Origin of the sequence: Agromyces aurantiacus (genome assembly GCF_016907355.1) — a bacterium.
Taxonomy (GTDB): Bacteria; Actinomycetota; Actinomycetes; order Actinomycetales; family Microbacteriaceae; genus Agromyces; species Agromyces aurantiacus.
Window position 1 is genome coordinate 3,109,895 of record NZ_JAFBBW010000001.1, and the last position, 24,719, is coordinate 3,134,613.

Sequence of the window (24,719 nt, forward strand, 5' to 3'; positions counted from 1 at the left end):
GCGCCGCTCACGACGCCGCCTCCTCTCCGGGGTACTGGAACACCTCGTCGAGCGGCACCCCGAAGACCCGCGCGATCTGGAAGGCCATCTCGAGCGACGGCGAGTACCGCCCCTGCTCGATGGCGATGACGGTCTGGCGGGTGACCCCGAGCCGCTGTGCGAGCTCGGCCTGGGTCATCTCGCCGTGGCGGAAGCGCAGTGCGCGGATCTCGTTCGTGACGCTCGTCGGCTTCACCATGCGGGCACCCCCCGGTGGTACATCGCGAGCTTCGCGAGGCTCCCCAGGACGGCCGAGAGCACGAAGGCGAGGTAGAGCGTGTTCGCGATCCAGAACCAGTGCACCTCGAGCAGGGCGAGCACCAGCGCGCCCATCCCGCCGATCACCACCATGGAGTTGCCGACCTGCTCGCCCGCGCGGTTGATCTGCTTGTCGCGCACGTCGGCCTGCGTGCTCTCGCTCGGGCTCACGATCGCCACGAGGATCCGCGCCACGATGCCGCCGACGATCCCGCCGCCGATGGTCCACAGCATGGGGATGGCGTAGTCGACCCGATCGACGGGCGTGCCGCTCAGGAGCTGGGGCAGCACCAGCCAGAGGTAGACCGCGTACCCCACGATCGCCACCACCAGGAACGACCACGTCCCCTTCTCCTCGTACGACACGAGCGCCTCCTGCATGTGAAGAATGTTTGACATGGCCAGTGTCAAGCATTCGCGACACGATGTCAAGCATTCTTTACACACCGGATGTCCCGTCCCGCCACCTCGGCCGCGAGGGTATGCCGAACATCGGTGTCACGGCGGTGCGAGCGTCGTTCGGCATACCCTCGACGGGATCGAGGGCCGAGGGCGGGCGCGATCAGTGGCCCGCGCCGCCGTCGACGAGCTTCAGGCCGACGACGCAGCCCACGAGCCCCGCGATCAGCGCCAGCCGAGCCCACGAGACGTCGGTCTCGCCCGTCACCATCGCCCAGACGACGGTGAGCGCCGCGCCGATGCCGACCCAGACCGCGTACGCGGTGCCGACCGGGATGTCGCGCATGGCCCACGCGAGCCCGCCCATGGACACGACGAGGGCGACGCCGAACACGACCGACGGCCACAGCCGGGTGAAGCCCTCGGACTTCCCGAGGGCGGTGGCCCACACGGCCTCGAGCACTCCGGAGAGGATGAGGACGATCCACGACATGACGGCACTCCTTCGGCCAGTCTTGTCGCGTTCCGGGTACTGGGTTCCCTCGTCCGGGGCCGCCGTCGGCGACCTGCACCGAGGCTAGCAACCGGGCCTGATCAGGCCCTGTGCACCGGATGGCTCGGGGCCCCGCCTGCAGCCGGCGGCATCAGCGGCCGGCGAGCCCCGTGGGCGATCCGCCCGCCGACGTCGGCCGTCCGGCCGCGAACCGCGCGGGCGCCGTCCCGGTCCCGTCGGCGAGGTCGGCGAGGATCCGTCCGACCACCGGCGTGAACTTGAACCCGTGGCCCGAGAACCCGGCGCCCACCACGATCGGCCCGATCCGGTCGAGCACGAAGTGCTCGTCCGGCGTGGTCGTGTACGTGCAGCTGATCGGCGTCACGACGTCGGCGTCGACGCCCGGCAGCCAGTCGCGCGCGTAGCGCTGCAGGTCGGCGAGCTGGTCGGGAACGGGCAGGAAGTCGCGCTCGTCGGGGTCGACGACCGGTCCGACGCCGTGCCATCCGGCCTTCACGCCCTCACCCGGCGTCAGCATGCCGTACACGGGTGAGCGCCAGTAGCCGTAGCCGTCGGCCGCGGCGCCGGGGAAGTGGTTGTAGCTCGGCCAGGCGATCGACTCGTCGCGCACCGCGAAGTGCGCGGGCTGCTCCTGCGTCACGACGAGACGCGGCAGCGCGAGCCCGCCCACGAGCTTCGTGGTCCATGCGCCGAGCGTCACCACCGCGGTGCGGGCCTCGACCACCTCCTCGACACCGGCGTCGGTGACGGAGGCCACGCGCACGCGGTCCTCGGCGAGCGGCTCGATGCGCGTCGCGCGCGTGCGATGGCGCACGTCGGCCCCGGCCGCCGCGGCCGTCGCGTGCAGCGCCGCGACCGTGGCATCCGCGTTCACCCGGCCGGCCTCGGCGTTGAACAGCACGCGCGTGTCGAAGCGGATGCCGGGCCATCGCCGCCCCGCTTCGTCGACGTGGAGGAACTCGGCGGGGATGCCCGCCGCGCCGAGCGCGGCGTGCACGGCGTCGAACTGCGGCGCCGGACCGTGGTTCGCGACGCCGACGAGATCGAGCAGCGAGGTGGCCGACTCGGCCTCGAGCTCGCGCCAGAGCGGGAGCGCCTCGACGAGCATCCGCACATAGACCGGGTCGGCGTAGGCGACGTTGAAGTTGCGCGACGCGCCGTGCGACGCGCCGTTGCGATGGCCGGGCTCGTACCGCTCGAGCAGTGCGACCTCGCGCCCGCGGCGGGCGAGCTGCCACGCCGTCGCGGCGCCCATGGCACCCCCGCCCACGACGACGGTCTCGACCTGCACCGGGCTCATCGTGCGCCTCCGGCGATCACGACGACCTCGCGGAAGTGCTCGACCACGGGGAACGGCTCGTAGAACCCGTGCAGCAACTCGCGCCAGCGCGCGTACCCGGCCGAGCCGCGGAAGCCCGGGTCGTGATCCTCGAGCCGCTCCCAGTGCACGAGCAGCAGGTACTCGTTCGGGGCCTCGATCGAGCGCGAGAGCGTCAGGTCGACGAAGCCGGGCATCCCGGCGATGATGGGTCGCGCCTCGGCGAAGGCAGCCTCGAACGCGGCCTCGCGGCCGGGGAGGACGGGCAGGACGGCGTGCTCCAGGATCACCCGTTCCACGCTACCGGGGCCGGTTGGCAGCCCGCGGCCGAGGATTGGCAGCCCTCGCCCGGGCCACGCCGTGCCTCGCGCCGCACGATGGACGCATGGACTTCGACGACACCGCCGCCCTCATCGTGATCGACGTGCAGCGGGGCTTCGACGACCCGTACTGGGGGCAGCGCGACAACCCCGACGCCGAAGCCAACATCGGGCGGCTGGTGGGGGCCTGGGCGGATGCGGGACGACCGATCGTGCTCGTCCGCCACGACTCGCGCACGCCCGGCTCCCCGCTCGCGCCGGACTCCCCCGGCAACGCGCTGAAGCCGGTCGTGGCCGACGCGCCGCACGAGCTCCTCGTGACCAAGCATGTCAACTCGGCGTTCTACGGCGAGCCCGGCCTGCAGGCGTGGCTCGACGGCCGCGGCATCCGGCAGCTCGTGGTCTGCGGCATCCAGACCAACATGTGCGTCGAGACCACCGCCCGGATGGCCGGCAACCTGGGGTACGAGGTGACCGTCCCGATCGACGCGACGCACACCTTCGACCTCGCCGGGCCCGGCGGCATCCGGCTCGCCGCGGCCGAGCTCGCACGGGCCACGGCCGTGAACCTCGACGGCGGCGGGTTCGCTCGCGTGGTCTCGACGAGCGACGTGGTCGGCGGGTAGCCCGGCGCCCATGGACGTCCGGCCGGCACGGGTCTAGCATCGGCCTCGTCGACCGGCACCGTCCGGTGGCGGCGACGACCCCGGGGGGAGGGCGTCGATCATGGACGCTGACGAGCGCACTGCAGCGGAAGCCTACGTCGAGGAGTCGGAGGCCGCACGACTCGTCGTCGGGACGGATCCCGTGACGGCGAAGGCGAGAGCCGACGCCGACCGCGAGGATGCCGAGCTCGCCCGGCGGGAGCTGGCCGGCGGCCTCGATCCCGAGCGCCTCGACGCGCTCGCCGAGGAGCGTTCGAAGGCCAGGCGAGCCCTGGCCGACGCGGCGCATCGCCGGGCGGTCGACGCCTCGGAGGCGATCGGGCGGCGGCTCGTCGACCTGACCCCGGTGCTGCCGGTGCGGCCGGACGACCCGATGAACGTCATCATCGACCGCGTGACGTTCATCCGCACCTACGCCGACGCGGGCGTCGTGGTGGACTCGAACGTCGGCTCGCTCGACAGCTGGGCGCGCTACCGGTTCGACAGCACGGCCGATGCGATCACGGGCAGCGGCACGGGTCGGCTGAGCTTCTACACGCTCTGGCGCAACCCGCGCACCTCGCCGGTCGTCGTGACCGGCGGCGCGCGCCTCGTCGTCAACGCCCACCTCTCGACCGATGCCGACTGGAACGGCGTCGCGGCGTGGTTCATCGGCGGCTCGGAGGCCCGCGCGACGGTGCGCGCCCGCGTGACGTTCCACGCCCTGTGGGACTCGGCGATCAACGCGATCGTCCACGACCGCATCCTGGCGGACGCCGGCGCGACCGGGGGGTTCTTCGGCGGAGACGACAGTGCGTCGATCGCGTTCAACGAGTTCCTGACGGTCTCGGGGTTCGCCGTGCCGGCGCAGGCCTCGGTCCTCATCGAGGTCGAACTGCTCACCGAGTGGGTCGCGACGAGCGGGGCGGTCCGCCTCGACGCCGAGAGCGGCGCGTTCCGCGTGTCGGTTCCGCACCTGATCCTGACGCTGACGTGACCACGCGCGGTCGCCACGCGCGCGGCTCGCGCCATCCGTTGCCTCGCGTTACGGCATCGAGCGGATGCCGCGGACGCGGCGGGTAGCGTGAGCCCATGGCAGACCGCGAATACGGCTTCAAGACCCGCGCCATCCACGCGGGAAACATCCCCGACGCCGAGACGGGCGCCCGGGCGCTGCCGATCTACCAGTCGAGCGCGTTCGTCTTCGACGACACCGCCGACGCGGCGGCGCGCTTCGCGCTGCAGAAGTACGGCAACATCTACTCGCGCCTGGCCAACCCCACGGTCGCGGCATTCGAGGAGCGCGTCGCGAGCCTCGAGGGCGGCCTCGGCGCGGTCGCGACCGCGAGCGGCCTCGCGGCGCAGTACATCACCTTCGCGAGCCTCGTCGGCACGGGCGACCACATCGTCGCATCGGCGAACCTCTACGGCGGCTCGATCACCCAGCTGGATGTCACCCTCCGCCGCTTCGGCGTCGAGACGACGTTCGTGCGCTCGTCCGACCCGGCCGCCTACGCGCCCGCGATCACCGATCGCACCAAGGCGATCTTCGTCGAGACGATCGCGAACCCGTCGGGCGAGATCGCCGACCTCGAGGGCCTCGCCGACGTCGCGCACGCGCACGGCATCCCGCTCATCGTCGACTCGACGATCGCGACCCCGTACCTCAACCGCCCGATCGAGTGGGGCGCCGACATCGTCACGCACTCGGCGACGAAGTTCCTCGGCGGCCACGGCACCACCCTGGGCGGTGTCGTCGTCGAGTCGGGCCGGTTCCACTGGCACTCCGAGAAGTTCCCGCTCTTCGGCCAGCCCGTGCCGAGCTACGGCGGCCTCGAATGGTCGGGCAACTTCGGCGAGTACGCGTTCCTCACGCGCCTGCGCGCCGAGCAGCTGCGCGACATCGGGCCCGCGCTCGCGCCGCACTCCGCGTTCCTGCTCGCGCAGGGCGTCGAGACGCTGCCGTACCGCATCCAGGCGCACGTCGACAACGCGCGCGTCGTGGCCGAGTGGCTCGCCGACGACCCGCGCGTCGAGCGCGTGCTGTGGGCGGGCCTGCCCGACCACCCGCACTTCGAGCGCGCCGCGAAGTACCTGCCCAAGGGCCCCGGCTCGGTGTTCAGCTTCGAGGTGAAGGGCGGCCGCGAGGTCGGCCGGAAGCTCATCGAGTCGGTGAACCTGGCCAGCCACCTCGCCAACATCGGCGACGCCAAGACCCTCATCATCCACCCCGCGTCGACCACGCACGCGCAGCTCACCGACCAGCAGCTCGTCGACGCGGGCGTGCTGCCGGGGGTTGTGCGCCTCTCGGTCGGCATCGAGGACGTGGAGGACATCATCGCCGACCTCGACCAGGCGCTCGCCGGGGCGACGCAGGGTCTCGCACTGGCCGGCGCGACGATCGGAGGAGATCGATGAGCACCGCGATCGACACGACCGCGATCGAACCGACCGGCGAGTCCGGGGCGACGGATGTCGCGGCGGGCGACGTCGAGACCGTCCGCCTCGTCAATGGCCTCTCGTGCGAGCTGCCGGCCGACTCGCCGCTCGCGAAGCTGCTGAAGTCGCAGCGCACCTGGATCGGGCCCGACGCGAAGCAGCGGCTGCGCATCCTGAACGCCGCGAAGTCGGTCGCGATCGTGGGCGCGTCGCCGAAGCCGCAGCGTTCGAGCTTCTTCGTCGGCACGTACCTGCAGCAATCGAGCGACTACCGCGTGTACTTCGTGAACCCCAACGAGACCGAGATCCTCGGCCAGCCGGCGTACGCGAGCCTGGCCGACCTGCCCGAGGTGCCCGACATCGTCGTGGTGTTCCGCCGCGGCAGCGACATCCCGTCGGTCGTCGACGACGTCGTGGCCGCGGGCGCGACGACCATCTGGGTGCAGCTCGGCATCTGGAACGAGCAGGCTGCCTACTACGGCGAGGAGCAGGGCCTGACCGTGGTCATGGACCGCTGCATCAAGGTCGAGCACGCCCGCTTCCACGGCGGGCTGCACCTGCTCGGCTTCGACACCGGCCAGATCACGAGCCGTCGCGGCGGTCGCTGACCCACCCGCCCGCCTGACGCGAACGGCCCCCACGACGCACGTCGCGGGGGCCGTTCGGTCACGCGTCAGGAGACGAGCGCCTGCTGCCACTCGATGAGGTCGTCGATCTTGGCGACGAGCGCGTCGTCCTGCAGGCCGTGCGCCTTGCCCTTGGCCTGGACGAGCACGTCGACGGCCCCGGCGTGGTCGCCCGCGTCTGCCGCGCTCTCGGCCGCGTCGAGGTAGCCCGTGACGTCGTCGCCGAGCCTGGTGACCCGCTGCGAGCCGTCCTCGAGACCGCTGACGAGGTCGTCGACCTCGCTGAACGTCACGCAGTCGCCGCCGCCCGATACGACGCCCGCGGTCCACTGGATACCGCCGAGGATGTGCGCGAGGAACGTCGGGTCGGTCCACGAGGAGTCGACGTGGCCGGCGCCCTCGTACCACGATCGGCCGCCCTCGAAGTTGTGGCACCACGCGATCGGGTGGTCCTCACCCATCCGGCCGTTGCCCGGGTTGTACGTGCTCTCGTCGAGCGTGATGAGCACGTGCACGTCATCGCGGGGGTTGGCGGTGAAGTTGTACCACTCGTCGAAGCGCACCCACTCGGTGGGCAGCATCTCGGTCGAGGGGTGGCCGGGGCTCTCGACGCGCATGGTCGCGGTCTGCTGCGCCGGGTGGTTGCGGAAGCGCGCGCCGCCCCCCGTGAGCTCGCTGTACCACGGGACGGTGTGCATCGAGTCGGTCGCCGCGTGGAGGCCGACGTACCCGCCGCCGCCACGGATGTAGCCCTGGAAGGCGGCCAGCTCGGTGTCGTTCAGCAGGCGGGGCCGGTTCGGGTCGAGGTTGTTGGTCGCGTCGACCGGTGAGGCGAAGATGATCGTCGCGTACTTCGACAGGTCGTCCGCGCTCGTGAACGGGGTGCTCGGCAGGGTGAGCGCGGGCTGGCCGGGCGAGTTGCCCTGCGGCGGATCCCACACGTCGACGCTGAAGCCGTGCTCCTCGCCGAGCGCGATGATCGCGTTCGTGGTGTCGTCGATGTGCGAGTGCCGGAAGCCGAGCGTCTCGCCCACCACGAGCACCTCGTACTCGTCGGCGTCGGCATTCGCCGGCGTCGCGACGAGCCCCAGGCCGGCCATGGCACCGAACGCGCAGGCGGCGGTGATCGCGTGTCGGACATGTCGTCTCATCAGTCGTTCTCCTCTTCGAGCGTGGACCGTATCGCCGATCGGATCTCGGCGCGGATATGTTGCGCGAGCCGACATATCGACGTCGAGTACGACACTATTGCGACGGTTCATCGCATGTCAATGCATGCGCGGTGTTAGCTGCGCGTGGCACTGGCTACTTTTGCGCGGTACACGGCAGAAGTACCTGAGGTCTCCCGGGGATATCGGCGACGACGCCTAGGACCGCGCGCCCGCCGGACGCGCGGTCACCTCGCGCCCGTACGCCAGCATGAGGAAGCTCGTGCCGTCGGGCCGCTCGAAGACGTGCTCCCGATCGGGCAGGCGCGTGAAGCCGAGCCGGTCGTAGAGGCGCTGGGCCGCGAGCATCTCGGGTCCGGTGTTCAGGACGACGCGACGGATGCCACGCTCCGCGGCGAGCGCCATGACATGTCGGACGAGCGCCTCGCCGACGCCGCGCCCGCGCGCGTCGGCGGCCACGCCGAGGAAGCGGAAGTCGAGTTCGTCGCCCTCGCGCGCGACCGGCGAGAGCCGGGCGCCCGGCCGCGGCGTCGTGACCGTGCCGAGCAACGCACCGGTGGCGGCGTCGACCGCGACCCAGACCTCGTGCTCGCGGGCGCGCTCGTCGACCGCCTCGATCTGGGCGAGGTACTCGGCGCTGAGCTCGAAGTCGCCGGCGTACGCGCGCGTCACGAGTCGACGCACGGCGGCGACCTCGTGGTCGTGCATGAGGCGGACGACCAGGGATCCCGGATCGATGCTCGTCGTGGCGGCGGAGGGAGTGCAGGGCATCGGACCAGCCTAGGACGGCCCGGCTGGGCGGACGCCGGTCGCCGGCCCTGCGGATGTCGCGACTCCCCATCGCGTTCGCGCACGATTCTTCGACACAGCGGCGAATCCGTGCGCGTGCTGCGACGTACCCTTGGTGCGTGACAGCGTTCGTCTCAGCCCTCGATCTGTTCTCGATCGGGATCGGGCCCTCCAGCTCCCATACGGTGGGGCCGATGCGGGCGGCCCGTGCCTTCGTCGAGGCGCTCGCCGACGACGGACGGCTCGATGCGGTGCGGCGCGTGACGTGCTCGCTCTACGGCTCGCTCGGTGCGACCGGCCTCGGCCACGGCACGCCCGACGCCGTGATCGCGGGGCTCGCCGGGCTCACGCCGCACGACTGCGACCCCGACGACGTGCGCGGCGCGTGGACGCGGCTCGGCACCGGCGGCGCCGAGGTCCGCCTGGCCGGTCGCCACGCCGTCGCGATGACGCAGTCCGACGTGAGCCTCGAGCCGCGCACGCGCCTTCCCGGCCATCCGAACGCCATGACCCTGCAGGCGTGGGGCGACGACGACGCGCTCCCGATCGCCGAGGAGACGTACTACTCGGTGGGCGGCGGGTTCATCCGCCGCGAGGGCGACGCGCCCGAGCAGGCCGAGGCGCTGCGCCATCCGCTGCCCTACTCGAACGCCGCCGAGCTGCTCGACCTGTGCGACCGGCACGACGTGAACCTCTGCGACATCGCGTGGCGCAACGAGGTCGCGGTGCACGGCGAGGCGGGCATCGTCGCAGGACTCGACGCGATCTGGGCCGCGATGGCCGAGTGCGTCGAGCACGGCCTCGCGACCGAGGGCACGCTGCCCGGCATCCTCAAGGTCAAGCGTCGCGCGCCCGAGGTGCGGCGCCGGCTCGAGGAGTACGACCGCGACGAGCACGTGCGGGACACCTCGACCGAATGGCTGCACGCGTTCGCGCTCGCGGTCAACGAGGAGAACGCCTCGGGCGGGCGCGTGGTGACCGCCCCGACGAACGGCGCGGCGGGCATCATCCCGGCGGTCGGTCACTACTACCTGCGGTTCGTGCCCGGCGCCGACAAGGAGGGCATCCGCCGCTATCTGCTCACCGCGGCCGCGATCGCGAGCCTCGTGAAGAAGAACGCGTCGATCTCGGGCGCCGAGGGCGGCTGCCAGGCCGAGGTCGGCTCCGCGTGCGCGATGGCCGCGGGCGCCCTGTGCGCCGTGCTCGGCGGCACGCCCGCGCAGATCGAGAACGCCGCCGAGATCGCGATGGAGCATCACCTCGGCCTCACCTGCGACCCGGTCGCCGGGCTCGTGCAGGTGCCGTGCATCGAGCGCAACGCGATCGCGGCGTCGACCGCCGTGTCGGCCGCGCGGCTCGCGCTGCACGGCGACGGCACGCACGTGGTCTCGCTCGACACGGTCATCGAGACGATGCGCCAGACGGGCCTCGACATGATGACGAAGTACAAGGAGACGAGCGAGGGCGGGCTCGCCGTCAACGTCATCGAGTGCTGAGCGGGCCGCGCCGACGTCGGCGCGGGGCCGGCGTGTCCCCCGATCTGGTCGCTACTGCCGGATGGCGCGCCTCTGGCAAGGTAGCCGGGTGGACCCGAATATCGACCCCAACGTCCTGGCCGGCGCCGGCCCGGCGGTGCTCATCATCGGCTCGCTGATCTACCTCGCGGTCATCGCGCTGAGCCTGTGGATCGGCTACCTGATCATCAAGGCCGCGGTGCGCAACGGCCTGCGCGACCACACGCTGTGGCTCGAGTCGCGACGAAGTCCACTGCGCTGAACGGATGCCGCGGCGCGCCCATCGCGACGTGCGACGCGTGCGGCGTGTCCCCCGACCCGCGTCGTCAGCAGGCGCACTCGATCGGCGGCGCATCGGTCGCCACGTTGGTCAGCGTGTCGACCGGGTGCCGCTCGCGGCCGCCGTCGCGCTCGACCTCGAACCCCTCGCGCGCCCAGTACTCGAACCCGCCGAGCATCTCCTTGACCGGATACCCGAGCGTCGCGAACGCGAGGGCCGCGCGCGTGGCGCCGTTGCACCCGGGGCCCCAGCAGTAGACGACCACCGGAGTGCCCGCGGGGATGCGGTCGCTCGCCTCGTCCGAGATGCGCCGCCCGGGCAGGTGCACGGCCCCCGGGATGCGCCCGGCCGCCCACGCGGCCTCGCTGCGGGTGTCCACCAGCACGAAGCCGGGCTCGGGCTCGGCGAGGCCCGCGGCGACGTCGGACACGTCGGTCTCGAACCCGAGCCGCGCGCGGAAGTGCCGCACGGCCTCCTCGGCGGTCGCGGCGTGGTCGAACAGGGCGGGGCGGGCGCTCGTCGTAGTCATGCCCTGATGCTGCCATTGGCGGCGCGCGCCGGACGGCCGGGAATCCGACGATCGTGCGCGAGATCCTGCCGTTCCGCGCCCGGAGCGCGACGCGCCGTCGGACGCGTCGGTCCGACCAGCCGCCGTCAGGCGCCGGCGAAGAACGCGGTCACGGCCGAGCCGAGCGCGTGCAGGTCCTCGACGTGGGCGAGCTCGCGCGCCGAGTGCATCGAGAGCAGCGGCGGACCGACGTCGACGGTGCGGATGCCGAGGCGAGTCGCCGTGAGCGGGCCGATCGTCGAGCCGCACGGGATCGCGTTGTTCGAGACGAACGGCTGCGTCGCCACGCCCGCCGCGCGGCACGCCGCGGCCCAGAGCGCCGACCCCGCGGCATCCGTCGCGTAGCGCTGGTTCGCGTTGAGCTTCAGCAGGGGTCCGCCGCCGAGCACCGGCCGGTTCACGGGGTCGTGCCGCTCGGGGTAGTTCGGGTGCACCGCGTGCCCCGCGTCGCTCGAGACGTGCCAGGAGGCTGCGAACGCGCGCCGGCGCTCCTCGACGCCGGCGCCGAGGCCGGCCCCGACGCGCGTCAGCACGTCGTCGAGGAAGGGCCCGCTGGCGCCCGAGCGCGACTCCGAGCCGAGCTCCTCGTGGTCGAACGCGGCGAGCACGCTGATGTGGCCGGCCGCGGCCGGCGCGGCGAGCAGCGCCGTGAGCCCGGCGTGGACCGACGTGAGGTTGTCCATGCGTCCCGACGCGAGGAAGACGTCGCCCCGGCCGAACCGCGCGGGCGGGTTCGCGTCGGCGACGTGCACGTCGTAGCCGGCGACCTCGTCGGCGTCGACGCTCGCGAGGCCGGCGAGGTGGGCCACGACGTCGGCCGGCTCGGGACCGCCCTCGACGCCCCAGATCGGCTGCACGTGCCGCTGCTTGTCGAGCGTGAGCCCGTCGGCGTTCACGCCCCGGTCGAGGTGCACCGCGAGCTGCGGGATCCGCAGCATCGGCCCGGTCGCGACGAGGTGCGTCGCTCCGTCGCGCGTGACGAGCCGGCCGGCCAGCCGCAGCTCGCGGTCGAGCCACGAGTTCAGCAGCGGGCCGCCGTACACCTCGACGTTGGCCTGCGAGAGCCCGGCGGCGGCGCTCGACGGGTTGGGCTTGAGCTTGAACGACGGCGAGTCGGTGTGGGCTCCGAGGATCCGGAAGGGCGTCACCGGCCCGGCGCCCTCGGGCTGCACCCAGGCGATCACGGCGCCGTCGCGGACCACCACGCGGCGCCCCGGTCCGACGGGCCACGCGTCGGCCTCGTCGAGCCGGTCGAACCCCGCCTCCTCGAGGCGGCGCGCGACCTCCGCGGCGGCGTGGTACGACGACGGCGATGCCGTCACGAACGCGGTGAAGTCCTCGATGTACGCGTCGACGTCAGGGATGCCCATCCCCCCATCTTCGCGCACGCGCGCCGGGCGGCCCGCACCGTCACGCGAAGCGCACGGTCGCCTGCAGGCGCGCGCGCACCTCCATGACGTCGGCGCCGCCGAGCTGCGGCGAGCCCGGGATGCCCTCCCGGATCGCGCTCGCCAGCCTCGACCGCCGCACGAGCGCGACCATCGCGCCGCGCACCGTCCCGCCGGTCTCGAGCGGCACCGCCGCGTCGTCGTCGGGCACGACGACCACGAGCGCCGTGGGCTTCACGCGCGCGGCGCGGCCGATCGCCTTCGCGCGCGCGGCGAGCGCGCGGATCGGCCGTTCGCCGTCGAGCGCCTCGCCCACGAGCTCGCCGCGCTTCATCGCGACAGGGCCGCCCCAGTCCTCCGACTGGATGGCGATGAGTCCGGTCGGGCCGAGCACGAGGTGGTCGAGCTTGGGCGGCAGGCCGGGCCCCGCGGCATCCGTGGCCAGGTCGTGCCAGACGGTGTAGGCGATACCGAGCGTGGCGAGTGCTCGGGCGGTCGCCTCCTCGGCGAGCGCGTCGGCGAGCACGTGCCGGATGTCGCGCGGCGCCCCCCGGACGAGCGCCGGGTCGTACGGGTCCTCGAGCGTGACCCCGCGCCCCGCCCACTCGCGGATCATCGCGAGGTAGCGCTCACGGGTCCATCCGCCGGGATGGCCGTAGGCGCGCGCCTGCGGACGCGAGTCGCGACGCGGCCCCGGCGCGGCCGGCGCCCACGGCGCGTGCGGCGCATCCGAGGGCGCCACCGTGCGCACGCCGCGGTCGAACGCCGCTCTCGCCTCGGGCGTGCCGACGAGCTCCCACGCGGCCTGCACGGCGTGGAACCGGACGGCGTCGCCGCCGGTGTCGGGGTGGGCGTGGCGCAGCGCGCGTCGGTACGCGAGGCGCAGCGCCGCCGCATCCGCGTCGGGCGCGACGCCGAGCACCTCGTACGGCGACTCGGAGAGGGGGCTGTCGGGCATGGGCTCGCTTTCGGTGGCGACCACGAGGATACCGCCGCGGACCGCGAGGACGCCCCGAGCGACGCACGCGCGGGGTCGTGGCCGACCCGCCCCGACTCAGTCGAGCGGGCGCAGCATCCCGCCGGCCACGAGCTCGCGGACCGCCGCGGCGAGCTCGTCCCACAGCTCGGCCGGGTCGGCCTCGAGCAGCTGCGCGATCGCGTCGGAGAGCACGCCGAGTGGAAGCTCGCCGTCGGCGGCGCCCACGAGCGCCGTGAGGCCGGTGCCCGCGTCGACGACGCGGCCGAAGCCGCCGCCCTGCCGCAGCAGGATGACGGTGGGCTGCTCGGCGCCGGGCCAGTGGTGCCGCTCCTCGGTGACGTCGTCGGCGACCGCGACGCGCACGCGGCGGAGCCCGTCGTCGTCGAGGGCCGCGATGCGGTCGTCGGCCGCGAGGCATTCGGCGAGGTGGCCGCCGAGCCCGCCCGGCGCGTCGCCGAGCGGCCCGTGCAGCCGCTCCGCTCGTGCGAGGCGGGGCGCGGCGCCGTCGGCCGGCCGGCGCAGCAGCAGGTACCCGAACCCCACCGACTCCACGCCGCGCGCGGCGAAGTCGTCGAGCCACGCGTCGTGCAGCGCCTCGAACTCCGGCGTGCCGGGCCTCGTGCCGCCGTCGCGGATCCAGGTCTCGGCGTACTCGCTCGGGTCCTGCCGCTCGCGCTCGACGATCCAGTACTCGAGCCCGGATGCCGCGGCCCACCCCGCCACGCGCTCGAGGCCGTCCTCGAGGGCGTCCTCGGCGGCCTCGGCCCCGTCGCCGGCCGGCGTGCGGCGATACTCCCAGTTGCCGAGCAGCTGCGCCAGGCCCCCGGGCGCGAGGTGGGCTGCGGCGCCGCGCACGACCGCCTCGACCACGCCGTCGCCGACCATGCCGCCGTCCCGGTACTCGTACTCGGGCACGCCCTGGCGGCGCGGCGTGATCACGAACGGCGGATTCGACACGACCCGGTCGACGCGCTCGCCCGCGAGCGGCTCGTACAGGCTGCCGAGCCGGAACTCGATGCCGTCGAGCGCGTTGAGCCGGGCGTTCAGCCGCGCGTACCGCAGCGCCCGCTCGGAGATGTCGGTCGCGATGACGCGGTCGCTGAACCGCGACGCGTGCATGGCCTGGATCCCGCAGCCGGTGCCGAGGTCGAGGGTCGTGGCCGCGGGCTGCTGCAGCAGGAGTCCGCTCAGCGTCGTCGACGCACCGCCCACGCCGAGCACGTGGTCCCGCGGGAGCGCCCCGCCGGTCGCGAGCTCGCCGAGGTCGGAGGCGATCCACCACTCCCCCGTCCCCGCCGCGTCGGCGAACGCGTAGGGCCTGAGGTCGGCGATCGGCCGCACCTGGCCGCCCTCGCGGGCGACGAGTCCCAGCTCGACCGCGCCTGCGACGCCCAGCGTCGGCAGCGCGTTCGCCAGGTCGTCGGATGGCACGGGAGCGCCCAGCACGAAGCAGCGCACGAGCGTCGCGAGCGGCCGATCCGTCGCGTCCACGCGCGCGAGCGCCCGCAGGGCGGGCACGCGGTGACCGCGGCGGAGCGCGGCGCCGGGATGCGCATCATGCGACGCGTCGTCGCGTTCCCAGAGTTCCTCGATCGCCGCGACCGTGAATCGCGCCGACGCGAGGTCGGCCGCGAGGGCCTCGACGAGCTCGCGGTCGGCGTCATCCGGATGTTCGCTCACCGGACCATTCAACCAGCCGGCTCACGCGCCGCCCCGCCTTGGGATCGTCACCCGCACGACATCCGGCGTCCATCCTCGGACGCCCGGCGTAACCCGGCCGACACACGCGACGCGTAGCGTCGGTTAGCATCGGACGGAGCGAGGGGAGGTCGCACATGGCGGAGCCGTCCACCCTGGAACGCCTGCGGCAGGATGCGCGCGACGAGCTCGCCGCGCTCATCGAACTGCGCTGCCGGCTCGGCGAGGACCCGTGGGCGTTCCTGCCAGAGCTGCCCTCGGTCGACGAGCAGGTCGTGGCGACGCTCCGGGAGGAGCGGCTGCACTCCGATCGCTGGAGCCCGGCGCGGGCCCGCGCCTACCACCCGACCGCTCGCCGCGGCGATGCCGCGCGCTTCGAGTACGAGGTGCTCCGCGAGATCGCGCTCGACCATCCCGAGCTCAGCACCGCGGTGTGGAGCATGCTGGAGCGCGTGCCGTCGACTTGGTGACGCGCCTCAGTGGGCGACGGCACGTGCGCGACGGCGCGTGCGGAGCGCCGACCCGAGCGCGGCGAGCGCGCGCCATCCGATGAGGAACAGCGCGAGCGTGAGCGTCGCCACGATGACGAACGCGAGGGCGACGCCCTGACCCGTGAGCGCCCGAAGCGCCATGCCGACGACGAGTGCGCCCGCCCAGACGCCCACGCCGGTCGGCCAGGTCGCGAGGGGCCGACGCCACGCCCGCACCGCGAGCCACCCGATGGCCGCGCCGGCGAGGAACGGCCATGCCGTGCCGAGCACGCCGACGAGGTCGAGCGCCTCGGCGTGGCTGCCGCGCCCCGCGAGGGCGAAGAGCACGATGAGGATCGCGTCGAGCGCGGCCGCGATCACGGCCGTGGCGACGCCGGGGGTGCGAGGCGCGGTCATGCGTCCATCGTAGGAGCGCCGGGCCGGGAGTCGGCGCCGAGCGCGGCGAGCTCGGCGGCGCTGCCGACCGGGAGCGCGCACACGAATGCGCGGCAGCGGAAGGCCGCGGGCCGCCCCTCGCGCGAGGACCGTCCGGCGAAGAGCTCGAAGCCCGCATCGGCGAAGGCCCGCGCCTGCGCGTCGGTCACCGCGGTCGAGACGGATGCCGCGTGGCGGCCGGTCGCGCGCACCAGCTCGTCGACGCGGGCGCGGGCCGCCGCATCGGGGGCGTCGCCGTCGGGAACCACCGTGACGAGCTGCACGAGCGGCGACGCGAGCGCGGCCATGCACGCGAGTGCACCGCCGAACGCGATGGGGCGCTCGAGTGCGATGCCCGCGACCGCCCGCATCGCGCGCTCGGCGAGATCGCGGTACTGCACGCCGGCTCCGAGGGCGTACAGGCGCCAGGCGGCGTCGGCGCACGCGGTCGCGCCCGACGGGGTCGCTCCCTCGGCGGGATCGTCGGGCAGGGCCAGGCCATGCGCCGCGAGCACCGGGTCGGGACCGCCGGGTGCGCGGAACGCGGGTGCGGCGTCGGAGTCCCCGGATGCCGAACCGGCGGCCGCGGCCGCGTCGACGAGGTCGCGGGCGGCGACGGCGAACCCGACGTCGCCCGTGGCGGCGGCGAGCTGCACGAGGCCGCCCGCGAGCATGCCCGTGTCCTCGAGCGTCGCGCGGGCTGCGGACGCCACGCCGTCGAGGGACGCGCGCACGAGCGAGCCGTCGTCGCGGACGTGGTGGTCGAGCAGGAAGCGCGCTGCGCGGCGCGCGGCGTCGACCGCATCGGGCCGGTCGAACGCCTGGCCCGCGCGGGCGAGCGCCCCGATCGCGAGGCCGTTCCATCCGGTGAGCACCTTCGCGTCGAGCGCCGGCGGCTCGAGGGCGGCCCGACCGGCCGCATCGCGCCGGTAGTAGCCGCCCTCGCTGCGCACGCCGTCGATCGTGCTCTCCGAATCCTGCGCGCTCGCGAAGCCGCCGGGCGGGAGCTGCATGCGATCGGTGAGGAAGGCGATGAGCCCGTCCGCGACGGGCGTGACACTCGCGCGGGTCTCGTCACGACCGGCGAGGCCGGCGGCCACACCGAGCAGGAGCGCGTTGTCGGTCAGCATGCGCTCGTAGTGCGGTTCGCTCCAGTCGCTCCTGGTGGCGTACCGGAAGAACCCGCCCTCGACGGGGTCTCTGAGCGGCGAGGCCGACATGGCGCCGAAGGCCCGCGCCGCGAGCTCCCGCCCGGGCGCCCCGGACCGCACGAGGAAGCCGAGCACCGGCCCCACCGGGAACTTGGGGGCGCCGCCGAAGCCGCCGTGCACGCGGTCCTCCTCCGCGGCGAGCCGCACGACCGCGCCCTCGAGCGCCGCGGTGTCCGGCAGGTCGCCATGCGTACGGGCGACGGATGCGGCCGCGAGCGCCTCGCCGACGGCGTCGGCCGTGCGGTCCAGGTCGTCGCGTCGCTCCCGCCACGCCTCGTCGACCGCGGCCAGTACCTGGCCGAAGGCGGGCACGCCCTGGACGGGCCGCGGCGGGAAGTAGGTGCCGGCATAGAAGGCGCGCCCGTCGGGGCGGGTGAAGACCGTCAGCGGCCAGCCGAGCTCGCGCGTGAACGCGGAGGCGGCGGCCAGGTAGCTCGCGTCCACCTCGGGATGCTCCTCCCGATCGACCTTGATCGCGACGAACCCGTCGGCGAGGACCCGAGCGATGTCGGGATCGCTGAAGCTCTCGCGCGCCATGACGTGGCACCAGTGGCAGGTCGCGTACCCGATCGAGATGAGCACGGGGACGTCACGGCGGCGCGCCTCGGCGAACGCCTCCTCGCCCCACGGGTACCAGTCCACGGGGTTGTCGGCGTGGGCGCGCAGGTACGGGCTCAGTGCGTCGGCGAGGCGTCGGGCCATCGCCTCAGCTTAAATGCAGAAGAGCCGCCCAGCTCTGGGCGGCTCTTCTGGAACGAATGTCCGGCGGTGTCCTACTCTCCCACAGGGTCGCCCCTGCAGTACCATCGGCGCTGCGAGTCTTAGCTTCCGGGTTCGGAATGTGTCCGGGCGTTTCCCTCGCGCTATGGCCGCCGAAACTCTAGGACCAACCTGGTTCCCGTGTGGGGGGGGTTGGTGGTTTCGGGGCACCCCTGGCCCCCTCTGGTGTGGGGGGTGGGGTGCGGGTATCACTGTGTGATTGTGTTGGGTTTCCGTCTGAAGGGAACCACAGAGTGGACGCGAGTACATCAGGCCACACATCTCGCCTTTTGCAAACATGATGTGTGTGGTGATTGTCAAGTTGTCGGCGTATTAGTACCAGTCAGCTGCACACCTTGCGGTGCTTCCACATCTGGCCTATCAACCCAGTCGTCTGGCTGGGAGCCTCTCCCCCGAAGGGATGGAAATCTCATCTTGAGGCCGGCTTCCCGCTTAGATGCTTTCAGCGGTTATCCATCCCGAACGTAGCTAACCAGCGGTGCTCCTGGCGGAACAACTGGCACACCAGAGGTTCGTCCAACCCGGTCCTCTCGTACTAGGGTCAGATCCTCTCAAATTTCCTGCGCGCGCAGAGGATAGGGACCGAACTGTCTCACGACGTTCTAAACCCAGCTCGCGTACCGCTTTAATGGGCGAACAGCCCAACCCTTGGGACCTACTCCAGCCCCAGGATGCGACGAGCCGACATCGAGGTGCCAAACCATGCCGTCGATATGGACTCTTGGGCAAGATCAGCCTGTTATCCCCGAGGTACCTTTTATCCGTTGAGCGACAGCGCTTCCACAAGCCACTGCCGGATCACTAGTCCCGACTTTCGTCCCTGCTCGACCTGTCAGTCTCACAGTCAAGCTCCCTTGTGCACTTACACTCGCCACCTGATTGCCAACCAGGTTGAGGGAACCTTTGGGCGCCTCCGTTACTCTTTGGGAGGCAACCGCCCCAGTTAAACTACCCACCAGGCACTGTCCCTGAACCGGATCACGGTTCGAAGTTAGATATCCAGAGTGACCAGAGTGGTATTTCAACAATGACTCCACGAACACTGGCGTGCCCGCTTCACAGTCTCCCACCTATCCTACACAAGCCACACCGAACACCAATACCAAGCTGTAGTAAAGGTCACGGGGTCTTTCCGTCCTTCTGCGCGTAACGAGCATCTTTACTCGTAATGCAATTTCGCCGAGTTCGCGGTTGAGACAGCTGGGAAGTCGTTACGCCATTCGTGCAGGTCGGAACTTACCCGACAAGGAATTTCGCTACCTTAGGATGGTTATAGTTACCACCGCCGTTTACTGGGGCTTAAATTCTCAGCTTCGCCGTGAGGCTAACCGGTCCTCTTAACCTTCCAGCACCGGGCAGGCGTCAGTCCGTATACATCGTCTTGCGACTTGGCACGGACCTGTGTTTTTAGTAAACAGTCGCTTCCCACTGGTCTCTGCGGCCTTCAACGCTCCGGGAGCAAGTCCCTTCACGAATCCGGCCCCCCTTCTCCCGAAGTTACGGGGGCATTTTGCCGAGTTCCTTAACCACGATTCTCTCGATCTCCTCGGTATTCTCTACCTGACCACCTGAGTCGGTTTGGGGTACGGGCGGCTGGAACCTCGCGTCGATGCTTTTCTCGGCAGCATAGGATCACCCACTTTTCATCCGCGTCACGTCTCAGCCTGGATGAGCGACGGATTTGCCTATCGCTCGGCCTACACGCTTGCCCCGGGACAACCATCGCCCGGGCTGGGCTACCTTCCTGCGTCACACCTGTTAATACGCTCACTCCACCAGACGGGGTCGCATGCCGCCCCGCACGTCACCCCGAAGGGATCGGCACGGCTTGGGATGCTTAGCACTCCTGGTCTCGTGTGGGCGGTTCTTCGCCGGTACGGGAATATCAACCCGTTGTCCATCGACTACGCCTGTCGGCCTCGCCTTAGGTCCCGACTTACCCAGGGCAGATTAGCTTGACCCTGGAACCCTTGGTCTTCCGGAGGACGGGTTTCTCACCCGTCTTTCGCTACTCATGCCTGCATTCTCACTCGTGTGCCGTCCACGGCTGGTTTCCACCGCCGCTTCACCCGGCACACGACGCTCTCCTACCCATCACCACGACTGGACCACGAAGGCCTATCGATATGCGGTAATGCCACGACTTCGGTGGCGTGCTTGAGCCCCGTTACATTGTCGGCGCGGAATCACTTGACCAGTGAGCTATTACGCACTCTTTCAAGGGTGGCTGCTTCTAAGCCAACCTCCTGGTTGTCTGTGCAACTCCACATCCTTTCCCACTTAGCACGCGCTTAGGGACCTTAGTCGGTGGTCTGGGTTGTTTCCCTCTCGACGATGAAGCTTATCCCCCACCGTCTCACTGCTGCGCTCTCACTTACCGGCATTCGGAGTTTGGCTGACGTCAGTAACCTGTTGGGGCCCATCGGCCATCCAGTAGCTCTACCTCCGGCAAGAAACACGCAACGCTGCACCTAAATGCATTTCGGAGAGAACCAGCTATCACGAAGTTTGATTGGCCTTTCACCCCTATCCACAGCTCATCCCCTCAGTTTTCAACCTAAGTGGGTTCGGTCCTCCACGACGTCTTACCGTCGCTTCAACCTGGCCATGGATAGATCACTTCGCTTCGGGTCTAGGACCTGCGACTGAATCGCCCTATTCAGACTCGCTTTCGCTACGGCTGCCCCACACGGGTTAACCTCGCCACAGATCACTAACTCGCAGGCTCATTCTTCAAAAGGCACGCCGTCACCAGAACAAGCTGGCTCCGACGGTTTGTAAGCAAACGGTTTCAGGTACTATTTCACTCCCCTCCCGGGGTACTTTTCACCTTTCCCTCACGGTACTTGTCCGCTATCGGTCATCTGGGAGTATTTAGGCTTATCAGGTGGTCCTGACAGATTCACACGGGATTTCTCGGGCCCCGTGCTACTTGGGATCCCCTTCCGGCCGGCCGGGCATTTCGACTACGGGACTCACACCCACTCTGGTCCGGCTTTCAATCCGGTTCGTCTATACCCGACGCGTCACCGTCGCTGTCCGGCAGAACAGCACGAAAGGTCCCACAACCCCGACCATGCAACCCCTGCCGGGTATCACACATGACCGGTTTAGCCTCTTCCGCTTTCGCTCGCCACTACTCACGGAATCACGGTTGTTTTCTCTTCCTGTGGGTACTGAGATGTTTCACTTCCCCACGTTCCCTCTACCCGCCCTATATATTCAGGCGGGAGTCACCAGGTCACCACAAGGGGCCTGGCGGGGTTTCCCCATTCGGAAATCCTCGGATCACAGCTCGTTTATCAGCTCCCCGAGGCTTATCGCAGATTACGACGTCCTTCTTCGGCTCCAGATGCCAAGGCATCCACCGTTTGCTCTTAGAAACTTGAAATCACATGAGTTGAATCGATCGCGCACCCGAAAGTGCGAGATTGACCAATGATCAGTCCGACACGACCCCGAAGGACCGCATCGTGCATGATCTCGTGATCGACACCCCAACGCTCCGAAGAACACCAGGGCATCAATCTAAGATGCTCGCGTCCACTATGTAGTTCTCAACAGACGGCCAGAACCCCCACCCCACCAAGCAACCGCTCGGCTTCATGAAGGCCTGAAGAGTCCAAACCGCCCCCCAACGCCCCGCACACCAAGTGCGAACCGCAGGAAGACTGCGCCCGGTCCCTCAGGACCCAACAGCGTGCACGCACCAGCCCCGCCAACCCCCACCGTTCCAACCCACCGAGGCGGGCGTACTAGATCGAAGCTCTTGCGACCGATGCCTATGTCAATGTTCCACCCATGAGCAGCCGACCAAGGACATTCGCCTTGATGCCGGCATGCCTGGAAGATCCGAAGACCTCCAGATGCTCCTTAGAAAGGAGGTGATCCAGCCGCACCTTCCGGTACGGCTACCTTGTTACGACTTAGTCCTAATCACCGATCCCACCTTCGACGGCTCCCTCCACAAGGGTTAGGCCACCGGCTTCGGGTGTTACCGACTTTCATGACTTGACGGGCGGTGTGTACAAGGCCCGGGAACGTATTCACCGCAGCGTTGCTGATCTGCGATTACTAGCGACTCCGACTTCATGAGGTCGAGTTGCAGACCTCAATCCGAACTGAGACCGGCTTTTTGGGATTCGCTCCGCCTTACGACATCGCAGCCCTTTGTACCGGCCATTGTAGCATGCGTGAAGCCCAAGACATAAGGGGCATGATGATTTGACGTCATCCCCACCTTCCTCCGAGTTGACCCCGGCAGTCTCACATGAGTCCCCACCATAACGTGCTGGCAACATGCGACGAGGGTTGCGCTCGTTGCGGGACTTAACCCAACATCTCACGACACGAGCTGACGACAACCATGCACCACCTGTATACGAGTGTCCAAAGAGTTGACCATTTCTGGCCCGTTCTCGTATATGTCAAGCCTTGGTAAGGTTCTTCGCGTTGCATCGAATTAATCCGCATGCTCCGCCGCTTGTGCGGGCCCCCGTCAATTCCTTTGAGTTTTAGCCTTGCGGCCGTACTCCCCAGGCGGGGCGCTTAATGCGTTAGCTACGACACGGAAACCGTGGAAAGGTCCCCACATCTAGCGCCCAACGTTTACGGCGTGGACTACCAGGGTATCTAATCCTGTTCGCTCCCCACGCTTTCGCTCCTCAGCGTCAGTAAGTGCCCAGAGACCTGCCTTCGCCATCGGTGTTCCTCCTGATATCTGCGCATTCCACCGCTACACCAGGAATTCCAGTCTCCCCTACACCACTCAAGTCTGCCCGTACCCACCGCAGACCTCAGGTTGAGCCTGAGGATTTCACGGCAGACGCGACAAACCGCCTACGAGCTCTTTACGCCCAATAATTCCGGACAACGCTCGGACCCTACGTATTACCGCGGCTGCTGGCACGTAGTTAGCCGGTCCTTTTTCTGCAGGTACCGTCAAGCCGAAGCCCTTCTTCCCTACTAAAAGCGGTTTACAACCCGAAGGCCGTCATCCCGCACGCGGCGTTGCTGCATCAGGCTTGCGCCCATTGTGCAATATTCCCCACTGCTGCCTCCCGTAGGAGTCTGGGCCGTGTCTCAGTCCCAGTGTGGCCGGTCACCCTCTCAGGCCGGCTACCCGTCGACGCCTTGGTGAGCCGTTACCTCACCAACAAGCTGATAGGCCGCGAGTCCATCCCAAACCGAAAAACTTTCCACCAACCCCCATGCGGGAGAAGGTCCTATCCGGTATTAGCTCCGATTTCTCGGGGTTATCCCAGAGTCCAGGGCAGGTTACTCACGTGTTACTCACCCGTTCGCCACTAATCCACCCAGCAAGCTGGGCTTCATCGTTCGACTTGCATGTGTTAAGCACGCCGCCAGCGTTCGTCCTGAGCCAGGATCAAACTCTCCAAAAAAACTTGTTCAACCAACCCCCGAAGAGGCCAGTCAAGAGATGATCTCTGACAGAGAAACAACTGACTCGAAAATCAAATTGTCCATCAATCAAAGGAAACCCATCCCCCACCCCAAAAGGCAGGAAACACGGGGTTCAAAAAATTGGCATTGAACATAGTGCACGCTGTTGAGTTCTCAAGAAACGGACGCACCCGGGTCAGGGTCTCGCGACCGGCCCCCAGGGCAACCTCTCCACTGTAGCACTTCCATGCGCCTGCATCCGAACCGGAGAGGCGACTCCTGCGGGAACCGCGGGAGGAACCGGACCTCTGACGAGGAGCCGTTCACAAGGGAGTGCGAGTAGATATCTTAGACTTGAAGCAACCGAGTCGCAAATGCGCCTTCGAGGCTGTTTGGCTAAGACCTCCGCCCGGCCTGCCAGGGCTTCTCGCTCCCGGCCGCCGTGGCGACAAGAAAGAATCTACGGGGATCCGGGCCGGGCGACAAATCGGGCGTGCATCCCGGGCGTGTCGCGCCGCCGGCCGGGCGCGACCGAGGGCGAGCGGATGCCGCCGAACCCCCGGTCGCGCGACGAATCGTCAGCCGAACGCGTGGGGATCGGGCCCGACGCGACCGTCGAACGCCCCCTCGAGCGCGTCGATCGCCGCGACCTCGGCCTCGGTCAGCTCGAAGCCGAACACGTCGAAGTTCTCGGCCATGCGCTCGCGCCGGTTCGACTTCGGGAACACGATGAACCCGCGCTGAAGATGCCACCTGATGACCGCCTGCGCCGGGGTCACGCCGTGCGCGGCCGCCGCCCCGGCCACGGCGGGCGACTCGAGCAGCGGGTACTTGCCCTGTCCGAGCGGGCCCCACGACTCGATCGCGATGCCGTTGCGCGCGGCGAAGTCCACGACGGCCGGCTGCTGGTGCGCCGGGTGCAGCTCGATCTGGTCGACCGCGGGCGTCACGCCGGTCTCCGCGATCAGGCGCTCGAGGTGCGGCACCATGAAGTTCGAGACGCCGATCGAGCGCGCGCGTCCGGACTCGCGGATCCGCGCGAGCGCCTCCCACGACTCGACGTACCGGTCCTGCGCCGGCACGGGCCAGTGGATCAGGTAGAGGTCGACGTACTCGAGGCCGAGCCGCTCGAGGCTGGCGTCGAACGCGTCGATTGCCGACTGCGAACCCTGGTCGTCGTTCCAGAGCTTCGTCGTGAGGTACAGCTCCTCGCGCGGGATGCCCGACGCGGCGATGGCCCGGCCCACGCCCTCCTCGTTGCCGTACACGGCCGCGGTGTCGATGTGCCGGTAGCCGGCCTCGAGCGCGTCGGTGACGATGCGCTCCGTCTCGGGCGGGTCCACGAGGAACACGCCGAAGCCGAGCTGGGGGATGGAGCGGCCGTCGTTGAGCTGGATGCGCGGTACTGGTGTCTGCGTCATGAGGTCATGCAACACCGGACTGCTCCGAAAACCATCCGGCGTTCGCCCGGAGCGAAT

General features: G+C 69.6%; 21 protein-coding genes, 3 rRNA genes and 1 riboswitch. Of the genes, 7 read left to right on the forward strand and 17 right to left on the reverse strand.

Annotated elements, in window-relative coordinates:
- Positions 1-7: 7 nt before the first annotated feature.
- The 5 genes from JOD46_RS14660 to JOD46_RS14680 form a co-directional block, all read right to left on the reverse strand.
- The gene (locus tag JOD46_RS14660) at positions 8-238 is read right to left on the reverse strand and encodes a helix-turn-helix transcriptional regulator (protein WP_204395245.1); all 231 of its coding nucleotides are present in this window, start codon (positions 236-238) and stop codon (positions 8-10) included.
- Positions 232-696, reverse strand: a complete 465-nt coding sequence (locus JOD46_RS14665) for a hypothetical protein (protein WP_239562795.1) — start codon at positions 694-696, stop codon at positions 232-234. The genes JOD46_RS14660 and JOD46_RS14665 overlap by 7 nt, the downstream gene beginning before the upstream one ends.
- 163 nt (positions 697-859) lie before the next feature.
- A complete protein-coding gene (locus tag JOD46_RS14670; RefSeq protein WP_204395246.1) occupies positions 860-1,189 on the reverse strand; it encodes a DMT family transporter in 330 nt (109 codons plus the stop codon).
- Between the two features lie 11 nt (positions 1,190-1,200).
- Positions 1,201-1,266: riboswitch (guanidine-III (ykkC-III) riboswitch) on the reverse strand.
- A gap of 74 nt (positions 1,267-1,340) precedes the next feature.
- Positions 1,341-2,510 (reverse strand): FAD-dependent oxidoreductase, encoded by a 1,170-nt coding sequence (locus tag JOD46_RS14675; RefSeq protein WP_204395247.1) that lies wholly within the window; start codon positions 2,508-2,510, stop codon positions 1,341-1,343.
- A complete protein-coding gene (locus JOD46_RS14680; protein WP_204395248.1) occupies positions 2,507-2,818 on the reverse strand; it encodes an antibiotic biosynthesis monooxygenase family protein in 312 nt (103 codons plus the stop codon). Before JOD46_RS14680 ends, JOD46_RS14675 begins: the two co-directional genes overlap by 4 nt.
- 95 nt (positions 2,819-2,913) lie before the next feature.
- Between JOD46_RS14680 and JOD46_RS14685 the strand changes: the two genes are divergently transcribed.
- The 4 genes from JOD46_RS14685 to JOD46_RS14700 all read left to right on the forward strand — a co-directional run bounded on the left by JOD46_RS14685 (position 2,914) and on the right by JOD46_RS14700 (position 6,539).
- A complete protein-coding gene (locus JOD46_RS14685; protein ID WP_204395249.1) occupies positions 2,914-3,474 on the forward strand; it encodes a cysteine hydrolase family protein in 561 nt (186 codons plus the stop codon).
- Between the two features lie 100 nt (positions 3,475-3,574).
- The gene (locus JOD46_RS14690; RefSeq protein WP_204395250.1) at positions 3,575-4,489 is read left to right on the forward strand and encodes a hypothetical protein; all 915 of its coding nucleotides are present in this window, start codon (positions 3,575-3,577) and stop codon (positions 4,487-4,489) included.
- A gap of 95 nt (positions 4,490-4,584) precedes the next feature.
- On the forward strand, positions 4,585-5,910 hold the full coding sequence (locus JOD46_RS14695; RefSeq protein ID WP_204395251.1) for an O-acetylhomoserine aminocarboxypropyltransferase/cysteine synthase family protein: 1,326 nt from the start codon (positions 4,585-4,587) through the stop codon (positions 5,908-5,910).
- Positions 5,911-6,047: 137 nt separating this feature from the next.
- Complete coding sequence (locus JOD46_RS14700; protein WP_239564113.1) at positions 6,048-6,539, forward strand: CoA-binding protein; 492 nt, start codon at positions 6,048-6,050, stop codon at positions 6,537-6,539.
- A gap of 65 nt (positions 6,540-6,604) precedes the next feature.
- On the opposite strand, the gene JOD46_RS14705 is transcribed toward JOD46_RS14700, so the two are convergent.
- Together JOD46_RS14705 and JOD46_RS14710 are read right to left on the reverse strand one after the other, a co-directional pair.
- Positions 6,605-7,708 carry a ThuA domain-containing protein gene (locus tag JOD46_RS14705; protein ID WP_204395253.1) on the reverse strand — a complete coding sequence of 368 codons (1,104 nt, stop codon included), beginning with the start codon at positions 7,706-7,708 and terminating at the stop codon, positions 6,605-6,607.
- Positions 7,709-7,924: 216 nt separating this feature from the next.
- Positions 7,925-8,497 (reverse strand): GNAT family N-acetyltransferase, encoded by a 573-nt coding sequence (locus tag JOD46_RS14710; protein ID WP_204395254.1) that lies wholly within the window; start codon positions 8,495-8,497, stop codon positions 7,925-7,927.
- Positions 8,498-8,634: 137 nt separating this feature from the next.
- Here JOD46_RS14710 and JOD46_RS14715 point away from each other — a divergent pair, with 137 nt between their 5' ends.
- Together JOD46_RS14715 and JOD46_RS14720 are read left to right on the forward strand one after the other, a co-directional pair.
- Positions 8,635-10,011, forward strand: a complete 1,377-nt coding sequence (locus JOD46_RS14715) for an L-serine ammonia-lyase (RefSeq protein ID WP_204395255.1) — start codon at positions 8,635-8,637, stop codon at positions 10,009-10,011.
- Between the two features lie 88 nt (positions 10,012-10,099).
- Positions 10,100-10,291, forward strand: coding sequence for a hypothetical protein (locus tag JOD46_RS14720; RefSeq protein ID WP_204395256.1), 192 nt, complete (start codon positions 10,100-10,102; stop codon positions 10,289-10,291).
- A gap of 64 nt (positions 10,292-10,355) precedes the next feature.
- Here the strand turns inward: JOD46_RS14720 and JOD46_RS14725 are convergent, their stop codons facing one another.
- The 4 genes from JOD46_RS14725 to JOD46_RS14740 all read right to left on the reverse strand — a co-directional run bounded on the left by JOD46_RS14725 (position 10,356) and on the right by JOD46_RS14740 (position 14,924).
- Complete coding sequence (locus JOD46_RS14725) at positions 10,356-10,838, reverse strand: rhodanese-like domain-containing protein (RefSeq protein ID WP_204395257.1); 483 nt, start codon at positions 10,836-10,838, stop codon at positions 10,356-10,358.
- Positions 10,839-10,963: 125 nt separating this feature from the next.
- A complete protein-coding gene (locus tag JOD46_RS14730; protein WP_204395258.1) occupies positions 10,964-12,247 on the reverse strand; it encodes a M18 family aminopeptidase in 1,284 nt (427 codons plus the stop codon).
- Positions 12,248-12,287: 40 nt separating this feature from the next.
- Positions 12,288-13,223, reverse strand: coding sequence for a DnaJ domain-containing protein (locus tag JOD46_RS14735; RefSeq protein ID WP_204395259.1), 936 nt, complete (start codon positions 13,221-13,223; stop codon positions 12,288-12,290).
- Positions 13,224-13,319: 96 nt separating this feature from the next.
- Positions 13,320-14,924: a DUF7059 domain-containing protein gene (locus JOD46_RS14740; RefSeq protein ID WP_204395260.1), complete on the reverse strand. Its 1,605-nt coding sequence runs from the start codon at positions 14,922-14,924 to the stop codon at positions 13,320-13,322.
- A 155-nt stretch (positions 14,925-15,079) separates the two neighbouring features.
- Here JOD46_RS14740 and JOD46_RS14745 point away from each other — a divergent pair, with 155 nt between their 5' ends.
- Positions 15,080-15,412 carry a hypothetical protein gene (locus tag JOD46_RS14745; RefSeq protein WP_204395261.1) on the forward strand — a complete coding sequence of 111 codons (333 nt, stop codon included), beginning with the start codon at positions 15,080-15,082 and terminating at the stop codon, positions 15,410-15,412.
- A 6-nt stretch (positions 15,413-15,418) separates the two neighbouring features.
- On the opposite strand, the gene JOD46_RS14750 is transcribed toward JOD46_RS14745, so the two are convergent.
- The 6 genes from JOD46_RS14750 to JOD46_RS14775 form a co-directional block, all read right to left on the reverse strand.
- Positions 15,419-15,829, reverse strand: a complete 411-nt coding sequence (locus JOD46_RS14750) for a DUF3054 domain-containing protein (protein ID WP_204395262.1) — start codon at positions 15,827-15,829, stop codon at positions 15,419-15,421.
- Positions 15,826-17,760 (reverse strand): thioredoxin domain-containing protein, encoded by a 1,935-nt coding sequence (locus tag JOD46_RS14755; RefSeq protein ID WP_204395263.1) that lies wholly within the window; start codon positions 17,758-17,760, stop codon positions 15,826-15,828. Before JOD46_RS14755 ends, JOD46_RS14750 begins: the two co-directional genes overlap by 4 nt.
- Positions 17,761-17,818: 58 nt before the next feature.
- Positions 17,819-17,935 (reverse strand): 5S ribosomal RNA (gene rrf, locus JOD46_RS14760).
- 195 nt (positions 17,936-18,130) lie between these two features.
- Positions 18,131-21,229 (reverse strand): 23S ribosomal RNA (locus JOD46_RS14765).
- 486 nt (positions 21,230-21,715) lie between these two features.
- A 16S ribosomal RNA gene (locus JOD46_RS14770) occupies positions 21,716-23,240 on the reverse strand.
- The 16S, 23S and 5S rRNA genes sit together here, the layout of an rRNA operon.
- A gap of 579 nt (positions 23,241-23,819) precedes the next feature.
- Positions 23,820-24,662, reverse strand: coding sequence for an aldo/keto reductase (locus tag JOD46_RS14775; RefSeq protein WP_204395264.1), 843 nt, complete (start codon positions 24,660-24,662; stop codon positions 23,820-23,822).
- Positions 24,663-24,719: the final 57 nt, after the last annotated feature.